Source organism: Capnocytophaga sp. G1920 (assembly GCF_051417515.1).
The window spans coordinates 14,448-39,049 of sequence record NZ_JBPRKH010000009.1 but is presented as its reverse complement, the minus strand read 5'-3'; the positions used below and the strand labels follow the sequence as shown (position 1 = coordinate 39,049).

The following is a 24,602-nucleotide window of genomic DNA, read 5'->3' as shown; positions in this document are numbered from 1 at the left end:
AAGAATTAACTATCTACCATTCATCATTAATCATTAAAAAAGATGTCAGAAGAATTAAAAGAACAACGCTCTAATAACTTTATAGAAAATATCATTGAGGAAGACCTTGAGGCAGGCTTTCCCGCCAGCGCCTTACGCTTTCGCTTCCCTCCAGAACCGAATGGCTACTTGCACCTCGGTCACGCGAGTTCTATCTGCCTTAACTTTGGATTGGGGTTGCGCTACAACGCCCCTGTAAATTTGCGTTTCGACGATACTAACCCTTCTAAGGAAGAACAAGAATACGTAGATGCGATTCGCCGTGATGTAGCGTGGCTCGGATTCAAATGGGATAAAGAATGCTATGCTTCCGACTATTTTCAAGAACTTTACGACTGGGCAGTAATGCTCATCAAACAAGGAAAAGCCTATGTAGATAAACAAACATCAGAAGAGATTGCCACTCAAAAAGGCACGCCAACGGTAGCAGGAACCGAGAGCCCTTATCGCAATACCTCTCCTGAGGAAAACCTCGCCCTTTTTGAGCGTATGAAAAACGGTGAATTCGAAAATGGCACGTATGTACTCCGCGCCAAGATAGATATGGCATCGCCTAATATGCTAATGCGCGACCCTATCATCTACCGTATTATGAACGCTTCACACCACCGCACAGGTGACAAATGGCATATCTACCCTATGTACGACTGGGCACACGGAGAGAGCGACTACCTCGAACAAATATCACACTCCCTTTGTACATTAGAATTCTTACCACACAGAGAGTTATACGATTGGTTTTTAGACCAGGTATACGACAACACTCGTACCCGTCCTAAACAACGTGAGTTTGCCCGCCGTAACCTCAGTCATACGATTGTGAGTAAACGTAAGCTGTTGCAGTTGGTAAACGAAAACTATGTTGCTGGCTGGGACGACCCCCGTATGCCTACTATCTCAGGCTTACGTCGCCGTGGTTATACCCCTGAAGCCATTCGCAAATTCGCTGATACCATCGGTATTGCCAAACGGGAAAACCTCATCGATGTATCGCTATTGGAATTCTGCGTGCGCGAAGACCTCAATAAAAAAGCTAACCGTGTAATGGCAGTGCTCGACCCTGTGAAGGTGGTGATTACTAACTATCCCGAGGGACAAGAAGAATGGCTTGACGCCGAAAATAATCCTGAGATAACCCCTATGACCTATCGTAAGGTGCCTTTCAGTAGAGAAATTTATATCGAGAGAGATGACTTTAGAGAAGAGGCTGACAAGAAGTATTTCCGATTGAAATTAGGAGGAGAAGTACGTTTGAAGAATGCTTATATCATCAAAGCTGAAAGCGTAGTGAAAAACGCTCAAGGAAATATTACCGAAATACATTGTACTTATGACCCCGATAGCCGTAGCGGTAGTGGTACCGAAGCGAGTATGCGCAAGGTAAAAGGCACATTGCATTGGGTGTCCATACCCCACGCCGTGAAAGCCGAAGCGCGCCTCTACGACCGCCTCTTTACCGTTGCTGAACCCGACCGCCAAGAGGATAGCTTCTTAAACTACATCAACCCCAATTCTCTAAAAATAGTAACTGCCTATGTAGAGCCAAGCCTCAAGACCGCCCAAGCAGGCGACACGGTACAGTTCCAACGTCTGGGATATTTCAGTGTAGACCCCGATACTACCCCTGAAAAATTGGTGTTCAACAAAACCGTAGGCTTAAAAGATACGTGGGCTAAGATTAGCGAATAAGACATCATACACTAAAACAAAAAAAGGATTGCCCTAGAAGAGCAATCCTTTTTGCGTGTAATGAAAGGAAAAAATCTACTTTAGTTCAAAATCTTTTTCGTTGCTGTTATCGGCGGAGTGTTGGGCTACCCAGAGTTTGAAAGCGCCGGGTTCGGTTACTTTTTTCAAATCGGCGTTGTAGAAGGCTAAGAGGTCTTCGGTGATTTCAAACTGCACTTGTTTGCTTTCGCCGGCTTTGAGTGCGACTTTTTGGAAGCCTTTGAGCTCTTTCACCGGACGGGTTACACTACCTACCAAATCGCGAATATATAACTGTACTACTATTTCACCATCGCGCTTGCCGGTATTGGCTACTTGGGCTGTAACGGTGAGTTTACCTCCTTTACTGAGTGTGGCACTGCTGAGCTGTACATTACTAATATTAAAGGTAGTGTAGCTCAATCCGTAACCAAAAGGATAGAGCGGTGTGACAGGCGCATCCTCATATTTAGAACGGTAATCAACTGTTGGGTTATTAGGGTCAACGGGGCGACCGGTGTTCTTGTGATTGTAATAGATAGGCACTTGCCCAACATTACGAGGGAAACTCATCACCAAACGCCCTGAAGGGTTGTACTTACCTGATAATACATCGGCGATGCCATAACCTGACTGGGTACCAGGGAACCACACTTGCAAAATAGCATCGGCTAATTCACTCTCTTCACTAAGGTCGAGCGGACGACCGCTATACACTAATAACACTATAGGTTTGCCTGCTTGCTTGAGGGCGCGGAGCAATTCGCGTTGAGGAGCGCGCAAACGTATATCGGTAAGGCAAGCAGATTCACCAGACCAGTTATAGTCTTCACCTAAGGCTACCACTGCTACATCAGCGGTGCGTGCGGTGGCTACTGCTTTGGCAATATCGGCAGAAGTAGTGGCAGTAAGGGTACAACCTTTGGCATAGCTGAACTGCACCTTACTATCTTTATACACTTCTTGTAATCCTTTGAAAAGAGAAGCGCTGAGTTCACGGTCGCCACGACCTTGCCATTCGCCATTTTGGTTAATAGAATCTTTTATCATAGGGCCTATAAGGGCTACCTTTTTCGGCATATCGGGAGTGATAGGCAATACCTCGGCGTTGTTTTTGAGCAATACTACCGATTTAGCAACGGCAGTGCGGGCTACTTGCAAGAACTCCGGTTTCATAAGGGTTGTTTTTGCGCGATTCTCATCGAGGAACTTGTAAGGGTCGTCAAATAAGCCCAATACGAATTTCATTTCCAAGATACGGCGTACAGCGGTGTTGATAGTCTCTTCTTTTACCTTACCCTCTTCGACTGATTTTTTGAGGTGCTTGATAAAGTTAGCGCCTGTCATATCCATATCAATACCAGCATTGATTGCTAACTCGGCAGCGTGCTTATTATCAACCGCAACACCGTGAGGAACCAGTTCGTTAATACCGGTATAATCGGTTACTACAAAGCCTTTAAAGCCCCATTGCTTGCGAAGGATATCGGTCATTAGATAGCGATTGGCAGTTGCAGGGATACCGTTCACCTCGTTGAAGGAAGCCATTACGGTGCCCACTCCTGCATCGATTGCTGCTTTATAAGGTGGTAGATAGGCATTCCAAAGGGTGTGCTGAGAGAGCTCGGCAGTATTGTAGTCGCGCCCTGCTTCGGCAGCACCATAGGCAGCAAAGTGTTTTACACACGCTAAGACAGTATTGGTTTTGCTAAGCGAATGCCAGTCGGTACCGCCTTGAAATCCTTGTACGCGAGCTTTAGCAATTTCACTTCCCAAGAAAGGGTCTTCGCCAGCGCCTTCCATCACACGCCCCCAGCGCGGATCGCGAGCAATATCTACCATAGGAGCAAACGTCCATTTGATACCATCAGCAGCAGCTTCTTCGGCAGCAATGGCAGCGGTTTGACGCATTAGTTCTAAATCCCAAGAGCAGGCTTCGGCAAGCGACATAGGGAAGATGGTTTTATAACCGTGAATCACGTCGTAACCAAAGAGGATAGGAATGCCTAAACGAGTTTTTTTGACAGCAATATCCTGCATTTTGCGCACCCCAGGCACGGTAACAGCGTTGAACACACTGCCCACGAGACCTTTTTCGAGATAAGGCTGAAAGTCATCGGACATTACGGGGCCTGTAACATCCCAATTAGCGGCAAACTGAGTAAGTTGTCCTATTTTTTCCTCTAAGGTCATCAGCGATAGCAAAGAATCTACCTTGCGTTCGATGTTTTTATCGCCACTGAAGGACTCCCATTTTACAGGGGTTTTATCGTCGGTTTTTGACGAATTGTTACAAGCTACTACAGCGAATAAGACAGTAACAGCACAGATTAATTTCTTCATAAAACTTATTTTAAGGTGAGTTCGCTATAAAACGAGTCTCACGAATTTACACAAAAATGATATATCACGTGGGCGTATACAATATGCCCCTACGTAAAAAGTTTGCGATAGTATTTACTGATAAATTCTTACATAATCGATTTCAAGGCTATCTTCGGTGAAATTATTAGCTACTTGACCTCCCAGTGTTCCTCCCATTGCAACGTTTAGAATGAGGAAGAATTTTTGGTTGAATGGCAATTTAGCGTTGTTGTCCATTTCGAAATAGTTCTTGTTATCGACTGCAAAGATAATCTTTTTTTCTGTCCACGTCATCGTATAGATATGAAAATCTGCAGAAGTGTTTGCAAATTCAGTTTCTTTGTCGTAATCACCCTGACGGTTGTTATCGGTGTCGTACCAATGGCAAGCGCCGAGAATATGGGTCTTTTTATTACCTTTTTGTTCGAGCATATCTATTTCGCCACATTTAGGCCAGCCCTCGGTAGCGAAGTTATTGCCCAAGAACCACATTGCAGGCCAGGTACCTTTGGCAGCAGGTAATTTGGCTTTGATTTCCACTTTGCCGTATTTGAAACCATACAAACCTTCAGTTTTGAGTCGTGCAGAAGTATACCCTCCACTGCCATCGGCTTTGGCAGTAATTTTGAGCACACCGTTTTCAACTTTCACATTTTCGGGGTCTTTGGTGTATGTTTGCAACTCGTTATTACCCCAACCATTGCTACCTTTGCCTAAATCATACGTCCATTTTGTCGCATCGGGGGCGCCCGCTTTATTGAACTCATCAGACCATACGAGGTTGGTAAAACTATTTTCGGAAGGTTTGGTAGTAGTGAAAATGTGATACCAAGCAAACTGACTATTAGGTTGCATTACACGTACGACAAGTTGTGTATCGGTAAGGCTGATGATATCATAAGTGCTTACTCCTACCCACCAACCGAGCATACCACCATTGGAGAGCTCGATAGCTGTACCGCGATAGGCTTTGTTGTCGTACTTACCTTGGGTAGCGGCTTTGGAAGTAGAAGGCACGAAGGACACTTGTTTCTCACCTGTAATCGTAGGTACTACATCGGTGCCGTGACATTGGTCTTTAGCTACACCTAACACCTCAGCATAAGCTCCTGGTATGAACACGTGGTTGGCAGTTTGTTTATAGGTAATACCATTAGCTGTACGGGTGAAGATAAAGGAATTTTCGAACATACAAGTACGAGTAGGGTCAAATGGTGTTGCTTGCCACCAAGCGGGGTAGCCATATTCGCCATTATCGCCACTTTCTTGAGGTCCTAAGCCTGCATATCCTGCTACATTGGCAGCCCAATACCAAGTTTTAGTATCGCCTACATTCTTACCAGCAAGCATATTTTCAGCTTCAGCATCGGAGAAGGAACTATATACTTCCAATTCTAAAGACACAGAACTCATAGAGCCTCCTGCACCTACAGCACTTACTACCGCTGTGAATTTATTCGTACCTACTTTGGTATAGCGGTGTTGGATTTTACCAGAGGGAGCCATTTCGGTCTTGCCATCGCCAAAATCGACACGGTAAGAAATGGCATTTTGGGCGGTTACTACAAAGTTCACCAAACCCGTGCCGTCGCCGTGAGGATGAGTGTTATCAGCCCCCACAATACTGAACGAGGCATTTACATTAGAAGGAGGTGTAAGGTCTCCAAACTCGTGCTTATCTTTACAACTTATAAAGACAAAAGCTACTAATAGGGTTAAAAGATTTAAGGTTTTCATTTCTATTCAATTTAGTTAACGAGAGTTCGGCGTAAGTAATTATTTAACAATTTTTTATTATCTCACGAATTACACGAATTTTCACGAAATTGGGAGTGCATAAAAGTCTTTATTTTTTATTATCTCACGAATTTTCACCTGACGGTGAATTATTTTGTGAATATATGTTACAAATCTGTAAATCAATATTCTGTTATATCGAACTGACGTTAGTTAAGTGTTATTTCATCGTAGTAATAAGTGGTATCATCGCCTTTTTCACCAAAGTCGAAGAAAACAACTACTTTAGTATATTTTGCGCTGGTATCAATGCCTGTAAAGTCAAAAGAAAGTTCTTCCCAAGTGTTCTTTTTGGTGATGCGAGCATCTACTTCTTTTGCTTCATTGCTAGTAGCTCCCTCTAATTTCACTTTTACAACAATACCTGTTTTAGGTGATAGTGCTTTCAATTTAAGGACTTTATGAGCGTTCATATCCAAACTTTCGGAAGTAAAGAACGCACCTGCCCACGTTTCACAACCTTTGGTGCGCACCATTTTGGCTACTTTGGTAGAAGTATTGCCTGTAGTATTAGGGTTGGCTACTACTTCCACATCTGCCATATTGCCAAAGGTAGTAAATTCGGGAGCTGTACCTTCAAAGTTTTCGATTATCACGGTATTCGATTTTTTGTAGAAATACAAGTTATCAATAAATACCGTACCTTGTCCTACTAATTTGATTTGGTGTACATCGGTGATTACAAATCCTTGTTTGGTGTAGTCGCTTAGCGGAATATCAATGCTTGTCCACTTATCGGCAGTGAGGGTCTTTTTGACGAACTTCTCACCGTCAGCGCCTGTGCTTTTGCTAATCAAATAGATATCTAAAGCTGTAGCATCGGCAGTCCAAACGTCTAAATGTAAGAACTCCATCGCTGATAGGTCGATTTCTCGGGCAAATTGGATACCTTGATAATTGAGGTGAGCGTATTGCAAGATTTCATCGGTGCCCAACTTAAAGAAATTATAGGCAGTGGCTTGCCCCCAATTAGGGTTGAAATCGGTACCTGCCACATTGGTATATCGTCCGCTGAAAAGCGAAACGACCTCTTGTGCTTTGCGGATTGGAGGTTGAGGAGCCGCAGTAGTTGGCTGTTGCAAGGCAATTACTCGTACCGATTTTTGTACTTTGGTAGTTTGTTTGCCAGCACCTTTCACCTCTACCGTAAGGGTATAAGTGCCTGTTTGCTTATAAATGTGTGAAACAACTTCACCTATATTGCCAGACACCGGTTTTTCATCGGCGCTTTCACCGAAATACACATCGTAAGTAATCGCAAAGTTAGCTTTAGCCGTTACATTCACTTTCTTAGAAACCGCTTGGTCGTTAGCCACAGTTACTTCTACATTCTCAGGGGCGCGGAACGACACCTCTAAAGGCAAAGTCGCTTCGGCCTCCTTGCCAGCGATGTTCACAGCTACTATTTTCACTTGGTAACTACCTTCAGCATAAGTGTGTGTTACCGAACCACCTGCTTTTACCACAGTGGGAGTTGCAGTGCTATCGCCAAAGTAGACCTTATAGGTGGCTACCCCCGTAGCTAAAGGTGTGATGGTTACTGTTCCTGTGTTATCGGTGCTCACCTGAAATTTAGCTGAGACATCAGTAGGAGGAGTGGCATTTTGGACGAAACTGAGATCGTCCTTATCTTTTTCGCAAGCTACCATTCCAATGAGGAGCAGTAGTGCTATTAGGGTTTTGAGTGCTTTCATTTTAATTTAGATAAGAGGTAAGAGGTTCGTCATTAATATCCTTGGTTTTGTTGCCAATTGCCATTGGCGTAACGAATTTCTTCGTGGGGTACGGGGAACACTTCGTTTTTATTGGCAGTAAAGCCTTGTATTTCGGTACCTTTACCCGTGCGGACTAAGTCGAAAAAGCGCAAGCCTTCGCCTAAGAACTCTACACGGCGTTCTTTCCATATTGCTTCGGTAAGAGCAGTACCCGAAACCGTAATATTGTGATTTTCATCGCCAAAGGCACGTTTGCGCACTTGGTTGAGATAGTCGCGAGCACGTTCATCGCTGATATTACCACGATTGAGCGCTTCGGCAGCCATTAAGAGCACATCGGCATAGCGAATAGCACGATAGTTATTAGGGTTGGTAAGGTTTTGGTCGGGGCTATTGAGGTCGCCTTTACGAGCTATATATTTTCTATTGAAATAGCCTGTATGTTTGTAACCTTCGGCATAAGTAGCGTTGTTCGCTGCTGCCCACGCTACGATATCCAAGATAGCAACATCTTTGCGAAGGTCGCCTGCTTCGAAAGCATCGACTGCCTCTTGTACAGGTACGTTAAAACTATAGCCAGAATCGAACACAGGGCCGTTATAGTTGCGGATACTGTTAAACCCTACCGCTACATTTCCTTTGCTACATTGCAAACAGTCAAAACTAGCACCTTCAGCATCGGTGTATTGTATCTCGAATACCGATTCAGCCCCGTTTTCACCTTCTTTTTCGAAGATAGAAGCATAGTCAGTTACAAGTGAATAGGTATTGCTGTGTATCACGGTTTCTAATACTTGAGCTGCTTCGGCAAATTTGTTTTGGTATAAATACACCTTGCCGAGGAGGGCTTGAGCGGCGCCTTTAGTAGCACGTCCTACTTGTCCGTCGGGTGGTGTTGTAGGCAAGTGAGGAATGGCTGCCAAAAGGTCTTTCTCAATAGAAGCATATACCTCACTCACAGGGGAACGGGGTATTTTTTGTTCGTCGCCACGCTCAAATCGTTTGTTTTCTTTGAGTGGAATTGCCCCAAACCATTTCACGAGCTCAAAATTGTAATAAGCGTGAAGGAAATGCGCTTCGGCAATAATCACTTCTTTGCCCTCAAAGGCTGTTTTGTCTTGGAATTCCAAGATATAAGCCGAGCGGTTTACACCGGCAAACATCCAGTCCCACAAGTTTTTGAGTTGGCTGTTGATAGGCGTGTGAATCATCTGGTCTATTTGTTGAAAACCAGGCACATCGGAAGCACTTTCACCTCCGCAAAGGGTATTATCGGAGGCAATTTCGCCCATCAATACATTTATATACGTAGAATGTAACAAATTGTAAGCTGCAATCAGCGCATTTTGGTAGTCTTCCTTTGAATTGAAATAGGTCTCCGAATTGATTTCGTACTGTTTGGTTTTGTCGAGAAAATCATCGGAACAAGCAAGGGCAAAGGCGAGGAGCATTAGCCCTATAGTCCATTTCTGTATGTTATGTATCGTTTTCATTTGTTTGTATGGGTTTTAGAATGAAGTATTAAATCCTAAGATAAACTGACGGGCTTGTGGGTAAAAGCCGTAATCAATACCTCCACCAATGGCATCACCAGAGGTAGCTGAAGGGTCATAACCTTTGTACTTAGTAAACGTAAAGGCGTTGTTTACTGAAAAATACACGCGGAAGCTTTTCATCTTCACACTCTCCAATACCGATGCAGGAATCGAATAGCCCAACTGTATATTCTGAACGCGCAAGAATGAGGCGTCTTCTACAAAGAAACTTGAGAATAAATTATTGGTAGTTGCGCCTGTGGTTACACGAGGCACGCTATTGCTGGTGCCCTCACCACGCCAACGGTCAAGATAGGAACGATGGCGGTTTACGTTAGGTTGTGAACGCTCGTAGTTGCGCACCATCTCTTTGTCGAGCTCAGCATACATATAGGTCGAGAAATCAAAGTTTTTATACTTAGCATTGAGGTTCAAGCCCATATAGTAAGTGGCGGTAGGTTTACCCAAATAAGTACGGTCTTTAAAATCGATTACTCCGTCGCCATTCACATCTTTATACCTGATGTCGCCAGGTTTGGCAGGAGCTCCTAAGGCGAGTTGTGAAGGGTGTGCATCTACCTCAGCTTGGTTTTGGAAGATTCCATCGGCTTGCAAACCGTAGAAGTAACCAATAGGTTGACCCACTTCCATACGTGCAGGTGCTAACTGACCCACACTGAAAGCTCCTCCTTCTGGAATCACATCGCCATTAATCGATACCACTTTGCCGTCCAAACGGGTGATATTGTAGTTAAAGCCCCAAGAGAAAGGTTTAGTTACATCACTTCTATAACCTAAGGCTACCTCAAAGCCCTTATTTTGAGTATTACCAGCGTTCACGGTGGGGTTTGATGCTCCTGGTGCAGCCGTTCCTATAATACCTGAGACAGGAAAATTAGAAATGAGCAAATCGTTGCGGTTTTCTATAAAGTAATCAAATACTAACGACAAACGGTTCTTCAAGGTATTGAAATCAAAACCAACGTCTAACTTTTCAGCTACTTCCCATTTGGCACTTGGGTTGGGCAATTTGCCTACAGCTTTTCCACGCACTATCTGTCCGTTGAACACGTACACAGCTTCCCCGTTTAAAATTGCCTTATAAAGGTTTTTACCGGCATTGTTACCTAGCGTACCGTAACTACCGCGCAATTTGAGGAAGTCTATCCATTTGCTGTCTTTCAAGAAGCCTTCATCGGATACTTTCCAACCTGCTGTTACTGATGAAAACAAGTCGGCGCGGTTGTCTTTCGGGAAGTCTGAAGAAGCATCACGCCTAAGCATCGCCGATAGCAAGTATTTACTCTTATAATCGTATTGCAATCTACCAAAGAAAGAGGTAAGACGCGAATCGTTCATATACGAGTTATCAGTTTTGCTGTTGTTAGTGCCTGTAGTAAGCCCTATATCAGCAAAATCCCAAGAGTTATTAGGCACATCGTAACCCGTAGCGCTGAGTCCACTGCCCCAGTTCCGTTGCGCACTAGTTCCCACAGTGAGTGAGGTGTTATGATGTTGAAAGAGCGTTTTGTTATAAGTAGCAAAAGTCTCCCACGTATAAGCGTGCGTTTCGTTCTTTTCCTGAGTTACCGTACTGCGACTGCGGTTGAAGATTTTGCCCGTACCAAAGAAGCTAAGAGGTTGAAAATCTTTTTTCTCATCACTATACGTTTTAAACCCAATACGTGAAGTAAGGTCTAAGCCTTCTATGAGATTATAGCTCAACTGGAAATTTCCCTCTAATCCATTACCATCGTACTGATTATAGGTATTGTCTATTTGTGCCAAAGGGTTAATTACCTCATTACCCAAAAAGCCCGTTAAATCTTCATCGTGCAAACCGTAGGTAGGCGAGAAGTTCAAAGCGTTGAAAAGCACTGCTCCCAAGCCGTTTTCCTCAATGGTTTTGCGCTTGTTGTTATAATAGTTAGCTGTGAAATTCATTTTGAGTTTAGAGGTAATATCAGCACCCAAACTCACTTTCACGTTATTACGTTTGAAGTTGGACTTTTCAGGGGCTACAATACCGTCTTGGGTAAGATGTGATGCTCCTAAGTAATAACTAAATTTCTCACCTCCACCCGAGATACTAGCTGTCATATCTGAAATGACAGAATTCTTAAACACCTCGTCTTGCCAATCAATGCCTTTGCCTAAAGAAGCCAAATTGCCAAAAGGCAACGCCTGTCCGTTGGCTGCATAACTCTCGTTGAGTAAGGCAGCATACTCGGTAGCGTTCATATAATCCAACTTTTTCGTAGTTTGCTGAATACCGGTATAAGAGCTAATTTTCACTTCCAAAGGTGTGTTTTTGCGTCCACCCTTAGTAGTTACGAGTACTACTCCATTCGCCCCTTTAATACCGTAGATAGCCGCTTGAGCGTCTTTTAGTACAGTAAGACTCTCGATGTCCTCGGGATTAATACTGTTCAGTGCCCCTTCGTAACCGTCGATAATTACCAAAGGCTCGTTGCTACCGTTAGAACTCACTCCGCGAATGAGAATGTTTATCTTCCCTCCAGGTGAGCCCGAAGCCTTGTTTACGCTCACCCCTGAGGTAGTACCTTGTAGGGCAGTAGCCGCATCCACAGGCTTTAGTTCGGTAATGGTTTTAGCATCTACTACTGATACCGAACCTGTTACGTCCTTTACCTTTTGAGTTCCATACCCGATAACTACCACTTCACCGAGGGTTTGGGTATCTTCTTTCAAGGTAACGTTCAGCGCATTGCCATTGTTCACAGTGATTTCTTGAGTGATGTAACCCACATACGAAAACACCAGAACCTGACCTCTCTTCACATTGTCTAAGGCAAAATTCCCTTCGAAATCGGTAGAGACCCCGTGGGTAGTGCCTTTTACAACCACCGAAACCCCCATCATCGGACTGTTAGGAGCTTCTTTCACATTTCCTTTTATGTTATAAGTTTGTGCCACTGCCAAACTCGTACATAAAAATAGCAACATTGGTAAAATAAATACTTTCATCTGAATTGCTCTTTTTAAATGGTATGTTAATGTATTATATTAGGTTTAAACTGTTTCTAACTTGCTCTTTTCTTTCCTTTACTTTCGCCTCATTACCTATTACTGATATTACTGGTATCGTTGTATTGTATTATTAATCAACTATTTATACACCCTTTCTATACCAATCGTCCAAGATTCGTATAAGCTTCCTATAAGCTCTCTATAAGCTAAGTCCATCATTCATCTAGTAAAAATCCGTCTCTTTTTTAGATAAAGTTAAGAATAATTTTCGTGCGCTTTCGTTCTTCCATTCCCCGTGGTAACTTTTGATAAGTTTTATCTCAAAAAGGATAAATTACAGCCTTAATTTCAAAATAACAAATCACCTTTTTCAGTTGGTTTTGCCTCCCAACTTTGTCAAAGCCTCTAAAACTACATAACTAATAATACTACTTACTGTCCCTGACTTAGCCCAAACTTTAATCCTTCACTAATTTTATACTTTTAATCAATATTATTGACATTTCTGGTATTAACTCGGTATTACCTTCTCTTTCTTTTATTTCTCTTTCAATCACGCAACAAAGATAAACGCAATTATTCAACACACAAAATATTTTACCTATACAAAAAATATACAAGGAATATTTTTAACGTAAATGTATAGTTACTATTAACGAGAATTACAAAACAAACCATTGTAAATCTTACATTTAAACTTATATGCAAAAAATCGATGTAAAGGTAACAACAAATAAAAAACACCTCTTAAAAAGAGGTGTTGTATAGGTAATGTATATATTTTTTTAAGAAAATCAATTTATGTTTTCTACTCACTCATACGACTCACATCTGCCTGTGCGGCTCGCACCATTAATTATTAACCATTAATCATTAATTTAGAGCTTTAGAATATAGTCAGTAAGGTTCTGGTTGCGCTCTAAACGCATCTTTTTGCGCAAGCGGTAGCGTTTTATTTCTATACTTTGGGTAGAGATGTTCAGTAGTGGAGCAATTTCTTTACTCGAAAGGTTCAAACGCAGGTAAATACACAGTTTAATGTCATTAGGAGTAAGGTCAGGGTGAAGTGATTTAAGCCGATTAAGGAAGTCGCGGTCAGTTTGATTAAAGATTTCTTGAAAATGCTTCCAGTCGCCTTCGCTGTTGATCTTATCTTCCACAATGTGTAACACTTCTTTGCTATTGCCACTATTCAAAAGAGCCTCTTTGATGCTCATCAGCAGTTCATTCTTGCGCACGATGTTCATCGTAGTCACCGCCAGCTCGCGGTTCTTGCTCTCCACTTCACTCTGGAGCTTATCGTTTTGGAGTTTCATTACCGTACGGTCGTTCCCCAATTGCAATAGGGCGAGTTCTTTCTCTTTTTCTTGTTCTACTTTCTTCTTATGACGCTTATAATGAACTCTATACACTCGGTGGATAATAAAAAGCAAAAGCAGTAAGAGTCCTATATAGGTGGCTATCATTACATTAGTGGCATACCAAGGCTTTTCAATTACAAAGTGAAAAGTAGCCGTATTGGTCGAAACAGCATTTCCCACTCTGGCTCTTACCAGAAAGGTATAATCACCCGCAGGCAGATTATCAAACTGCACACTTGCCTCCTTGCTCCAGTCGCTCCAATGCTCATAAAGTCCTTCCAATTTATATTGATATACAGTTTGAAACATCACATTATAGGCAGGTACACTATAGCTAAAACGCAGATTGTTTTGGTTATGTGCCCAGCGGTTATCAGTACTATTAAGAGCAATAGGTTGCCATACGCCTTCCACTTTGCTTTTATCTATATGGTCTATATGCACTTCATAAGCAGTATGGTGCGACGGATTAAACGCAAAATCCATAAAGCCGGTGCTCGTACCTAAAAGGCAATCACCTTCTCGGTACTCATTGAGGTTCTCAAACCCTACCAAATCCTTGCGAAAAGCAGCCGAGAGAGGCATCTTTTTCAGCTGAAGTGCCTTGTCTAACTTACCCTGACTCATCTTCACTATATTGTATTGGGTAAAAAACCACAATCCGTCCTCTTTACCCCGTAACATAGTGCCCGATAAGTAGGCATCTTGGTCGAATAGCCGATGGGTAAGGCTTTCATCTTGCACAAACTTACGTGCGGTAATATCATATTTAAACAAGCCTTTTTCAGTAAAATACCAAATCTCATTGCGGTATTTAGCAATCGCCGACTTGCGTCCCATTGGGGCAGAAGTCTCTTTGTGCACTTGGAGTACTCTGGTAAAATCAGGGGAGAGTTGCAACCGGAACACGCCTTTGTACTCGTGACTTACCAATAGTTCAGTAGGCGAAATAAACTCAAAAAACCTACTCGATACGTTGAATCCTGTTATCTTATTGCGGTATTGCCAACGCCCTTCTTTCAGTTCCAAAAGGTATAAACCTTCATAATTGCCTTGCAAGAGCCAATTAGGGTGTCCTTCCACAGGTTTAATATCCCAAGTACCCAAAAGATTACACACCAACTGTGCTCGATGGTTGTTTATCACAAACGTACCTGAATTGTGCCCACAAAACAAAGTGCCTTGTAGTTCTTTCAGTTGCCACACTTGCCCTTTAGTACCTTCAACCAACTGAAATGGCTGACCTGCTTTCAAAGGAAAGGACGCATAAAAAAGCCCCTGATTGGTGCCCAAATACAAATCACCTTGGTAAACAATAGACGTATAAACGGCTCCTAACACTCCTTCGTTATCTTTATACTGGCGGAAAGGCGAAAAGAAATTCACCATACTAATGCCATTGTCTAAGCCTAACCACACATTGTGTTCCTTGTCCTCGAAGATAGAAAGCACCGTGTTGTTTTGCAAGCCTTGCTTCTGATGAAGGTGCTCCCATAGTTGTCCTTCTGGCGATAATCGGTATACACCATTGGCAATCGTCCCCAGCAAGATAGAACCGTCAGAGAGTTGTTCGCAACTGTAAATGTTTAGGGAAGAAGTAAGTGCTCCAGTACTCACTTGCCAAGGTCTCACCTCAGCAGGTGTTCCTTCGTAAATGCCTTTGTCTTGGGTAACAAATAGAAACTTACCTTTATAGGGGAAGATATTAATAACAATATGCTCGCGGAAAAGAGATGCTCCCGAACGCAACTCCTCTTTACCATTCACAAGAGCAAAAAGCCCCTCATTCATCTTTTGAAAGAAGATATGCTCGCCCACTTTGAAGATTTTAGGTAAGTTGTTTTGCGAATGCACAATGTGAAAGCGGTCGTGCTGAGAGTCGTAAATATAAAGTTTGTGTAACGACTGGAAGAGCACCCAATGGTCAAAAAAAACAATTTTCCATACCTCTTCGTCTTCTATGTCCTTAGATGCCAATCGTTTACTTAGCGAAGTGTATTGCAAACGGTTGAAAGCATCTGCTTGCCAATAACCAAATTCAGCAAAACCACCTGTATAGATAGTGTTACCTTTGGCGTTTACGGCGCGCACTATCGCCCCATTGGGCAAGGGGTAATGTTGCCATACCACCCCATTGAACTCCAATAGACCTATATTGTTAGCAAAATATATCTTTTGATTTATCGCTTGACATATTTTCCAATTCTGACTCTCACCCGAGTATACCGAAGGAGCGTAGTTATAGATAGGTGGCAATAACTGAGCGTGTATCGTCCCTACAAACCATCCCATCAAAACACACAGAAAAACACGCATACGCATAAGGTATTAAAGTTTAGTTGCTGGCAAAGATAACTATTTTATTTTGAATATTCCAAAAAACATCGTCTATTTTCAACGAAAGTCTCTTTTCGCTTATTTCTCCCTCATCATTCGTCTCTGAGTTGGTATTATTGGCATTTTTGGTATTATCGTATTAAAATTGTTGTTCTTTATTTTTAGTCATTAATCAAACAAAGGGCGATGTTCACACATCGCCCTTTGTTAAAACCCAATTTTCAAAACACTGTTAGTAATAAACTTCTGGTTAGGTTAGACATAAGATAATGCTGGGCTTAACCTTTTATCTTTTTTACTGCACCTTGAAATTCAGTTTCTTTAATCCCTCCTGCACTTCGGGGCAACTCATAAACAGTTTCCAAATGAGACCCGTGCGGTGGTTTTCTATCATCGGGGCAATAGTAAGCTGGTCGATAGCCAAATAACGCTTAGGATACCATACCGCTTGCTCGCTAAAAGCGTCATAAAAGCCGTATTTACCCCAAATAGTATCGCCCAAATCATAATAGAAATGCTTGAGCGCAGCCATTGATTCTTGAGGGGTATAAGGAAAGCTGGAAAGTGCGGCAGTAGGTGCTATCACCCCTAAATCTTTGCTAGGACTGTGTGCATCATACCCTTTTACTGAATAACTGGCGGTAAGTCCCCAGCAGTTCGCCCCATAACCTTTATAACCTTTGGGGTTTTCTAGGCAATATTTGTAGTTGATAAGGGTGTGATTGCGATTCAAATCCCAGTAATTGGCATAATCATCACTGAGTCCTTTGGGGTTCAACCCTATGTACGAATAATGCGCCCAAAATAGCGGTCCTCCGTATTGCTCTGCGCCGTTGTGCTTGAGAATAAGTGGCAAACTATAAGTTACCTGAGTGCTTTTAATAGCTCCTCCGCTTGCCCAACCGTTGTGATAAGCCGAAGCAGGAATGGTGTGGGTTGGCGAAGAAGCTGCCAAAATATAGGTAATCAGGCACTCGTTATAACCTTTCAGAGGAAAATTCATCTGCCAAGCATAATCAGGACTCCAATGCCAATAGAGCACATCTTGTCCGTTTAAGTACCAATCCCATTCCATTTCGCGCCATAATTTATCAATGCGAGAAGCTAAGGCTTTTTCGGTATCGTTCCCGTCTTTGAAATACTGACGTACACAGAGCAATCCTTGCATCAAGAAAGCGCTTTCCACAAGGTCTCCCCCGTTGTCTTTCTGTCCAAAAGGTTTGGTCTTACCCGTACGTCCGTCTATCCAGTGCGACCATACACCGTGATAACGGTCGGCTTTCTCTAAGAAAGTTACGATTTTAGTAAATCTTTCTACCGCTTGTGTACGAGGGATAAAACCGCGTTCTACCCCTACCAATAGCCCTGCAATGCCAAAGCCCGAACCTCCCGTAGTGATGATATGAGCATCATCGGAAGGGACATCTATATGAATGCGCTCAGGGGCTAACCCCGAGTTAGGTTCGGCACCGTCCCACATATAGTTGAGGTGCGAACGCTGAATATAATCCAAGAAAGCATCGTCGGAAGCAAATTCCATCGGACGATTCTTTTCAACAGGTGGTTTAGGAGTAGGCGTATTACCCCCTTTCTTACTGTCCTTACTGCAACTGCACGACGCGCAGAATGCAATAAGAAGCACAAAAAGTGTTCTGTTTATCTGTTTGATATGCTTCATATTTTGTATATTTTTCTATTTTAACATCAATTCAATATAATATTAATACTGATTTACAGTTATATTTATATTGCAATCTGTGCAATTTAGCAACATCAGCTACTTATCTCCCCGCTAGCGCAAACTTATAGCTTGTGTTCCTATCCGTCACTAATTTCCCCCTTTGAAAGTAGCCAGCAATAGCTGGGTATGTGCCCCACGAAAGCAAAGTATGTGTAAAGGCGGAGGTTTGTCTCCTTTTACAGCTTGTCCCCCTTCGGGGGTTCGGGGGCTTACCGAATAAATGACTCTCCACATTCTCCCTCATTGAGGGGGCTAGGAGGAGGTTTCTTTCAATTTTCCGTCACACTCGCCCCTAGTGCCTATGGCCTAAGGCCTATCACCTATTCCTCTTTCTTTCGCCTCGAAACCCCGTTTTTACCATTTTTTGTATCGTTGTATTATATTATGAGTCAATTATTTATATACCCTTCCTATACCAATCGTCCAAGATTCGTATAAGCTTCCTATAAGCTCTCTATAAGCTAACCCCACCCATCTTACAGCCTTTTTTCATCAAAAGACCTCTTAGTCTCCTTTTGAAAATTTCCGTTTCCTTCCGAATCTTCCAACCCTCCACATTTCCTCATTTTCAAATTTGCTAATCTGCTAATTTTTCCCCGCCCGTCGTGCTACGACTGCCCGTGTGGCTCACACTGCCTGTGCGGCTCGCACCTTTTACCTTACCTAAAACTCCATTCTAAAAAGTCTTTGGTGTTAAAAGCAGGGTGCCAAGCGTTGTGATTGGCTCCGTAGAACTCTATGTATTCTACTTTCTTGCCAGTGCTTTTCAACGCCTCATAGGCTTCGCGCGAGTAAATGACCGGTATCACATCGTCAATATCACCGTGATAAAAGCGGAATTTTGTTTTCCCTTTGAACTCACGCATACGCTCTATATTAGTCGCCCCACATATCGAGACAGCTTTAGCAAAGGTATCGGGGAAGCGATACACCATATCCAAAGTAGCAATCGCACCCATCGAAATGCCCATAATGTACACCCGCTTAGGGTCGATAGGATATGTAGCCAAAGTCTCGTCTAAAAGTTCCTTCACCAACCGTAAATGACTGGTAATGGGAGTGTCCTTTGGTAAAGGATTACCGCTTTTGTAACCTTTTTCAGGACGCTTTTCAAGCGACCAATACGCACCCTCAGGACACTGCGGAAAGAGCACAAAGCAAGGATACTTATCTCGGTTCGCAGGATTGCTAAACACCGTGCCCCCATTGCGCAACTGACTCTCATTATCGTTCCCTCTTTCGCCAGCTCCGTGCAAGAAGAGCACCAAAGGGTATTTCTTGCCTTTCTCCATTTTTTTAGGTTGAAGAAAGCGGTAAGGCATACTGTTTTTTTGCTTATCCACATATACGCCTTTGGTATACGCCTCATTCTGAGCAGAAAGAGGAAAGGAAAGTAAGAGTGCTATAAAGTAAACATAATAACGGCTACTCATTATACAAAGCTTTTATCTGTTCATCGGTAAGGGCTTTGTTGTAGAAAGCGAAGTTTTCTAACTTGCCAGGGAAGGACTGTGCCCAAGTTTGTGCTTTGTCAGACGATTGAGGAGGATCGGTTTGGAATCCATAAGTACCTAAGACCAAATCGCCCATATTGTTGTAGACAATTCTCCCCCAACCTGTAAGGGCACGCGTAAAGACAATTTCTCCATTTTTGAAAATGTGTAACATTTCCGTTTTGTGGTTGTAACGGAAGGTCATAAACACCCAATCACCAATAGTACCAGGGATTTTGGTCTCTACCCAATTTTCTTTAGTACCATTGAAGAGGTGCATTTTAAAACGTCCTTCGCCAGCAGTATTATTGCCATCTAAGAAAATATCGAGGTTACCCCAGAACTTTTTAGTATTAGGAATTGAAAAGATACCTGTACCTTTATTTACTTGAGGGGAGTTCATCCAGAAAGCTACTGTAAAACTACCGAGGTTAGCTATCGTATCTTTCAGAGATATATCGCCTGCAAAACGCGCTGTGCGAGGGGAGATAAAAACATAAGTACCTTCACCCCCTTGGTAGGCTTTGCCTTTTTTGCCGTCTGTATAGGTGACATTGCCCTTAGAGAGCGTAGGAATCTTGTAAGTACTCACATTTTTTGCATTGCCCTCAAAGGTAAACAAGAGCTTTTGAGGGTTGTACTGAGGTATTACCTCCTCAGGATAATCGAAAGGCGGGTCTTGGTCTAAATCTTGATAACAGTTAGTAAAAGCTGTAAGACCTGCCATAAAACTGATATAAAATAGATATTTTTTCATTTTTAGATAAGAGATAAGAGGTAAAAGGTAAAAGATGACGTGATGTTACCTGACAGCTGACACCTAATACCTGACACCTGTTAGCTAATTAATAATTAGGATTTTGGATAAGTACTCCGTTGGAACGGTCGATTTGCGCTTGAGGTAAGGGCAAAAGGCGGTGTTTGGTTTGATAAGCGGTTTTGCCCGCGTTGTGCAGGGTTTCCACATCAATATTCCAACGCACTAAATCGTAGAAACGATCGAATTCCATAGCGAGCTCTATACGGCGTTCGTGACGAATAGCGTCGCGCAAATTGCTTTGAACGGTGGTTGTAACGGCAGGTAAAACACTGTTATTGCCTGCTCGTGCTCTTGCTCGCACTTGCTCTAAGTAGACGAGCGCTTGGGCACTGTTGCCGAGTTCGTTAGCGGCTTCGGCAGCCATTAAAAGTACATCGGAATATCGAATGAGACGAATATTGAACCAATAACCAAAACGACTGTATGACCTACGCAAAGCAGGGTCGGTATAGGCTTTTTTGTTGTAATATTTATTTACCACGCCTGCTTGTGCAATTGGTTTTTCGTCGTAAGGGGTATTGGGTTGCATAGTAGCAGCTTCGGCTTCACTTTTGGCAAAATAGAGCAGGGTTTCATTTTTGCGAGGGTCGCCTGCTTCAAAAGCATCGGCTAAAAGCTGGGTAGGGCAATTCCACCCCCAACCTAAGTCCCATTGTCCAGAGCCCCGCACGCCTTGTACTTGAGCAAACTGACTACCTACTTGGCTGGATTGAGGATAGGTGGCATTGGCAGTGCACTGTACTTCTAAGATAGATTCGGGAGCGTTTTCGCCACTTTCGCGGAACAACTTATTGTAGGGTGTACTAAGGTTGTAAATTCCTGAATTTATCACATCGGTAGAGGCGTTGTACATTGCTTGCCAATTAGAGCGCATCATATAGGTTTTGGCGTGCAACGAACGGGCAGCCCCCCAAGTAAGTCTACCGATGTAGATAGCACTCCACGTGCGAGGGAGTACGCTTTCGGCAGCAGTAAGGTCGGCATCAATGAGTTCATAGATTTTATCAACGCTTACCTTAGGTTTATTGGCATCTTCATCTTTATAGATACGGAAATTGATAAGAGGTACTTCGCCAAAGGCGCGCACTAAGTTAAAATAGGCAAAGGCGCGGAAAAAGTGTGCTTCACCGCGGTTTATCTTATCGGAATCGGTGAGAGTACTTTGGTCAGCCTTATTGATTTTGTCGAGCACGGTATTGGAGAGGTGAATAACTTCGTAGTTAGCGGAATAGTATCCGTTAATTAAACCATTAGTCGCTACATAATTGAAATTATCGAACATATTGGCGTGATCAACTCCATCGCTGGCAGTAGAGCCTTTTTCGGCATCTTCACTGCGGAAACTGTGGATTGCCAAAGCAGGAATACCCGCTACCAGATCAGAGCCTCTCAGTTTTCCGTAGAGGGTGAATATATCGGCTTCAAAAGAGCCTGATACATTCCCTTGGTCGCCATCGACCCATTCGCCTTGTGGCTCTTGGTCGAATTTATTGCAATGGGTAAAGAGGGCGAGGCTCGCTGCCATCCATCCTATTGCTATGATATGATATATATTCTTTTTCATAATTGTTAATTATCAATTGTTAATTAAAATGTAAGGTTCACCCCGTAGGTAACAATCATTGGCATAGGGTAGGTGCCGGTATCGATACCGAAAGCCAAAGCTCCTCCACCTATTTCGGGGGTATACCCTGTGTTTTTATGCCAAGTTTTGAGATTTTGTACGTTGGCATAGAAGCGCAATTTCTGTACTTTGAAGCGTTGTACTACTTCTTGTGGCAAGCTATAGCCCAATTGCACGTTGCGGAGGCGGAAAAAGCTACCGTCTTCAATGTAATAAGAGGAGTTTTCACGGTTGATAGCGCGACCGTTATCTATAATAGGCTCCCAATTAGAAGTGCCTTTGCCGTGCCAACGTTTTAAACGGTGGGCTTGGTAGTTGAGAATTGCATAGCCTACTTCGCCCCAACCGCGGTAGATTTCGTTGCCATAAGCTCCCATAAATTCGGCGGTGAGGTCGAAGCCTTTGTAGCCGAGATTCACACTAAATCCATAAGTGAAATCGGGGGTAGGGTTACCTATCATCGTGCGGTCTTTGCTATCGATTACACCATCGCCGTTCACATCTTCAAATTTGAGATCACCAGGTTTTACGGTAGCGATATTGTTGGTAGGTGAGGTGTCGATATCTTCAAAAGTTTGATACACGCCCTTCACTTTATAGCCGTAGAAGTGCCCAATAGGGTAGCCTTCCAACGTGCGCGCTACGTTTTGATAGCCTTCGTAAAGCGCATCTTTTTCTCCTCTACCAAGTGAAAGCACTTTGTTATCAATTGTGGTGATATTGGCATTTACACCATAGCTAAAACCACTTTCTTTGCGTTGGTCTTGCCAAGAGGCTGAAATCTCCCATCCTTTATTTTCAATTTCGCCGAGGTTTTCCAAAGAGTTTTTTGCTCCTGCTAAGCCACTGAGTAGCACGATAAGGTCTTTGGTTTTCTTGTGATAGTAAACAGGTTCTACACTGAGGCGATTGCCTAAGAATCGGAATTCAGCACCAGCTTCCCACGCATAGGTCTTTTCCCAACCTAAGTTTTGCACTAAATAAGCAGGTGCATAGCCCGTAATGATACGGTCGCCGAATACAGCACTGCCCGAATTGGTGAGCAGAGGGTAAGTAGGATAGTTACGTCCGCCAGTGTTTTGGTTACCTAAAACGCCCCAAGATCCTTTGAGTTTGAGGTAATCTACCACTTTTTGGTTTTTCATAAAGGCTTCTTCGCTGAGCACCCAGCCGGCCCCGAAGGAATAGAAGTTATCCCACGTATTGCCTAAGCGGTTAAATACGGAGGCACCATCGCGGCGGAAAGAAGCATTGAGGAGGTAACGGTTGTCGTAATTGTACAAACCACGTACTAAATACGACATTGTAAAACGCCGATACTGACCAGAACCATTGCTCATATTGCTACCCCCAATTGATGACAACCACCACTTATCGGTATTTTCGGGAATGCCAAACACTATATCGTTGATATTTTGATAGCGAGAGCCTGATAGCGAACTGTGTTCGGTGTAATTGGTGGTAAGCCCTCCCATAAAGGTAAGGTTGTGTTTTGCCACTTGTTTTTTGTAGGTAAGGATATAATCCTGCTGGGTGGCAATGGTGGTAGATTTACTCTGATTAATTGTTTCGCGTTCGTTGAGGTTTTCTTTCTTTTGGGTATCGGGGTTATAGACCCAGATGATAGGGGAATATTCGCGGTTTTCGCCTATGCGGTAATCCATAGAAAGGGTAGCCTTAAAGGTGAAGTTTTTAAGAAAATCGAGTTCACCATATACATTGCCCGCCAAACGGTGATTCAAACCTTTGTTGTGATTGGCACGTGTTTCGACATCGATAAGAGGATTCCACACTTGGGCACGCTGGAAGTTAGGCATTATATTTAGCAAACCCGATTGAGTGTCGTAAGGGGCTACAATAGGAGCTGCTTTTAGGGCACTTGCTACCCCTTTGGCATCGATAGGGAGGGTGCGAGAACCATTGGCTTGGAAGCCAAAGCGCAGATAATCGGTTACGTTGTAATCGCTACTGAGGTTGAGGGTGAGTTTAGAGAGCTTTTCGTGCTTGATAGAGCCCTCTTCATCGGTATAGCCTGCCCCCATATAAAAGCGCCCTTTCTCGCCTGAGGTGGCTACGCTGACGTTATGATTAGACACCCACGCACGGCGGAAGATTTCATCTTGCCAATCGGTATTGGCTTGATAGTGTGTATAATCAAAAGGAGCGGCACCTTTGTTAGCTAAATCCTCGTTGTAGAGAGTTTTAAAGCCTTCGGCATCAGTCATTGCAATACGGTCGTTGATGATTTTTAATCCTACGGAAGAATTGATATTTACGATGGTTTGTCCTTTTTTGGCTTTCTTGGTGGTAATGATAATCACTCCATTGGCACCACGAACCCCGAAGATTGCGAGAGACGAGGGGTCTTTGAGGATTTCCATAGACTCGATATCCTGCGGGTTGAGGTAGTTGATATTATCGGTAAAGAGCCCATCGACTACGTATAGAGGTGTATAGCCGTTGATAGAGTTTGTACCGCGGATACGTATTTCGGGGTCTTGCCCTGCCCGCCCTGTATTGACGATTTGCACCCCAGCTACCTTCCCTTGGATAGAGGCTAAGGGGTTGGTAGATGGACGGTCAGCAAATTCATCGGTTTTAAGACTGACAATAGAGCCTGTAAGGTCTCGTTTTTGAGCTGCCCCATACCCAATCACTACTACTTCTTTGAGCTCTTGGGTATTTTCTCTTAAAGTAACATTAATGCGGGAGCGTCCTGCTACTTTTACATTTTGGGTCTGCATACCTACGAAGCTGACTTCTAAGACGGCATTGGAGGGCACATTGGGAAGTGTATAGTGCCCTTCGAAGTCGGTAGAAGTACCCTGGGTAGTACCCTTTACAATTACGTTTGCTCCTGGAATGGGGTTTTTAGTCCCTTCTTCATAAACGGTACCTTGTACGGTAATTTGTTGAGCGTGCAGGGTAACGGTTAGAGAAAACATCAGGAAGAAAAACAATATTTTCTTTATTTCCATATGTTGTTGATTTTTTTCACCGCAAAATTGCTAAAAGTTTCTTTTATCTCCAAAAAAAGAGCTACGTCAAAACTACTACAATGAAAAATTAACGAAATGA

At 43.2% G+C, this 24,602-nt stretch carries 13 protein-coding genes; 1 reads left to right on the top strand and 12 read right to left on the bottom strand.

Annotated elements, in window-relative coordinates; all coding sequences use genetic code 11:
• Positions 1-42: 42 nt before the first annotated feature.
• Positions 43-1,728 carry a glutamine--tRNA ligase/YqeY domain fusion protein gene (locus ACSQ7D_RS06615; protein WP_437135718.1) on the top strand — a complete coding sequence of 562 codons (1,686 nt, stop codon included), beginning with the start codon at positions 43-45 and terminating at the stop codon, positions 1,726-1,728.
• A gap of 75 nt (positions 1,729-1,803) precedes the next feature.
• Here ACSQ7D_RS06615 and bglX read toward each other — a convergent pair whose 3' ends face one another.
• The 12 genes from bglX to ACSQ7D_RS06555 form a co-directional block, all read right to left on the bottom strand.
• Positions 1,804-4,089, bottom strand: coding sequence for a beta-glucosidase BglX (gene bglX, locus ACSQ7D_RS06610; protein WP_437135717.1), 2,286 nt, complete (start codon positions 4,087-4,089; stop codon positions 1,804-1,806).
• Positions 4,090-4,203: 114 nt separating this feature from the next.
• Positions 4,204-5,847 (bottom strand): family 16 glycosylhydrolase, encoded by a 1,644-nt coding sequence (locus ACSQ7D_RS06605; protein WP_437135716.1) that lies wholly within the window; start codon positions 5,845-5,847, stop codon positions 4,204-4,206.
• A 209-nt stretch (positions 5,848-6,056) separates the two neighbouring features.
• Entirely contained in the window at positions 6,057-7,601 is a 1,545-nt protein-coding gene (locus tag ACSQ7D_RS06600; RefSeq protein WP_437135715.1) for a PKD domain-containing protein, read from the bottom strand.
• 32 nt (positions 7,602-7,633) lie between these two features.
• Positions 7,634-9,115 carry a RagB/SusD family nutrient uptake outer membrane protein gene (locus ACSQ7D_RS06595; RefSeq protein ID WP_437135714.1) on the bottom strand — a complete coding sequence of 494 codons (1,482 nt, stop codon included), beginning with the start codon at positions 9,113-9,115 and terminating at the stop codon, positions 7,634-7,636.
• Positions 9,116-9,130: 15 nt separating this feature from the next.
• Complete coding sequence (locus ACSQ7D_RS06590; RefSeq protein WP_437135713.1) at positions 9,131-12,145, bottom strand: SusC/RagA family TonB-linked outer membrane protein; 3,015 nt, start codon at positions 12,143-12,145, stop codon at positions 9,131-9,133.
• 881 nt (positions 12,146-13,026) lie between these two features.
• Entirely contained in the window at positions 13,027-15,831 is a 2,805-nt protein-coding gene (locus ACSQ7D_RS06585; protein WP_437135712.1) for a triple tyrosine motif-containing protein, read from the bottom strand.
• 310 nt (positions 15,832-16,141) lie between these two features.
• Complete coding sequence (locus tag ACSQ7D_RS06580) at positions 16,142-17,524, bottom strand: glucoamylase family protein (protein WP_048747784.1); 1,383 nt, start codon at positions 17,522-17,524, stop codon at positions 16,142-16,144.
• Between the two features lie 150 nt (positions 17,525-17,674).
• Entirely contained in the window at positions 17,675-17,821 is a 147-nt protein-coding gene (locus ACSQ7D_RS06575) for a hypothetical protein (RefSeq protein ID WP_048747783.1), read from the bottom strand.
• A gap of 425 nt (positions 17,822-18,246) precedes the next feature.
• Entirely contained in the window at positions 18,247-19,020 is a 774-nt protein-coding gene (locus ACSQ7D_RS06570; RefSeq protein WP_437135711.1) for a prolyl oligopeptidase family serine peptidase, read from the bottom strand.
• Positions 19,013-19,837: a LamG domain-containing protein gene (locus ACSQ7D_RS06565; RefSeq protein ID WP_437135710.1), complete on the bottom strand. Its 825-nt coding sequence runs from the start codon at positions 19,835-19,837 to the stop codon at positions 19,013-19,015. Before ACSQ7D_RS06565 ends, ACSQ7D_RS06570 begins: the two co-directional genes overlap by 8 nt.
• 88 nt (positions 19,838-19,925) lie before the next feature.
• On the bottom strand, positions 19,926-21,464 hold the full coding sequence (locus ACSQ7D_RS06560; RefSeq protein WP_437135709.1) for a RagB/SusD family nutrient uptake outer membrane protein: 1,539 nt from the start codon (positions 21,462-21,464) through the stop codon (positions 19,926-19,928).
• A gap of 23 nt (positions 21,465-21,487) precedes the next feature.
• On the bottom strand, positions 21,488-24,502 hold the full coding sequence (locus tag ACSQ7D_RS06555; protein WP_437135708.1) for a SusC/RagA family TonB-linked outer membrane protein: 3,015 nt from the start codon (positions 24,500-24,502) through the stop codon (positions 21,488-21,490).
• Between the last annotated feature and the right edge of the window lie 100 nt (positions 24,503-24,602).

Bases quoted from the DNA above. Each gene is read 5' to 3' on its own strand.
- ACSQ7D_RS06570 (WP_437135711.1), bottom strand. From the start codon at position 19,020: ATGAGTAGCCGTTATTATGTTTACTTTATAGCACTCTTACTTTCCTTT.
- ACSQ7D_RS06615 (WP_437135718.1), top strand. From the start codon at position 43: ATGTCAGAAGAATTAAAAGAACAACGCTCTAATAACTTTATAGAAAAT.
- ACSQ7D_RS06600 (WP_437135715.1), bottom strand. From the start codon at position 7,601: ATGAAAGCACTCAAAACCCTAATAGCACTACTGCTCCTCATTGGAATG.
- ACSQ7D_RS06585 (WP_437135712.1), bottom strand. From the start codon at position 15,831: ATGCGTATGCGTGTTTTTCTGTGTGTTTTGATGGGATGGTTTGTAGGG.
- ACSQ7D_RS06555 (WP_437135708.1), bottom strand. From the start codon at position 24,502: ATGGAAATAAAGAAAATATTGTTTTTCTTCCTGATGTTTTCTCTAACC.
- ACSQ7D_RS06565 (WP_437135710.1), bottom strand. From the start codon at position 19,837: ATGAAAAAATATCTATTTTATATCAGTTTTATGGCAGGTCTTACAGCT.
- ACSQ7D_RS06605 (WP_437135716.1), bottom strand. From the start codon at position 5,847: ATGAAAACCTTAAATCTTTTAACCCTATTAGTAGCTTTTGTCTTTATA.
- ACSQ7D_RS06595 (WP_437135714.1), bottom strand. From the start codon at position 9,115: ATGAAAACGATACATAACATACAGAAATGGACTATAGGGCTAATGCTC.
- bglX (WP_437135717.1), bottom strand. From the start codon at position 4,089: ATGAAGAAATTAATCTGTGCTGTTACTGTCTTATTCGCTGTAGTAGCT.
- ACSQ7D_RS06590 (WP_437135713.1), bottom strand. From the start codon at position 12,145: ATGAAAGTATTTATTTTACCAATGTTGCTATTTTTATGTACGAGTTTG.
- ACSQ7D_RS06575 (WP_048747783.1), bottom strand. From the start codon at position 17,821: ATGTGGAGAGTCATTTATTCGGTAAGCCCCCGAACCCCCGAAGGGGGA.
- ACSQ7D_RS06560 (WP_437135709.1), bottom strand. From the start codon at position 21,464: ATGAAAAAGAATATATATCATATCATAGCAATAGGATGGATGGCAGCG.
- ACSQ7D_RS06580 (WP_048747784.1), bottom strand. From the start codon at position 17,524: ATGAAGCATATCAAACAGATAAACAGAACACTTTTTGTGCTTCTTATT.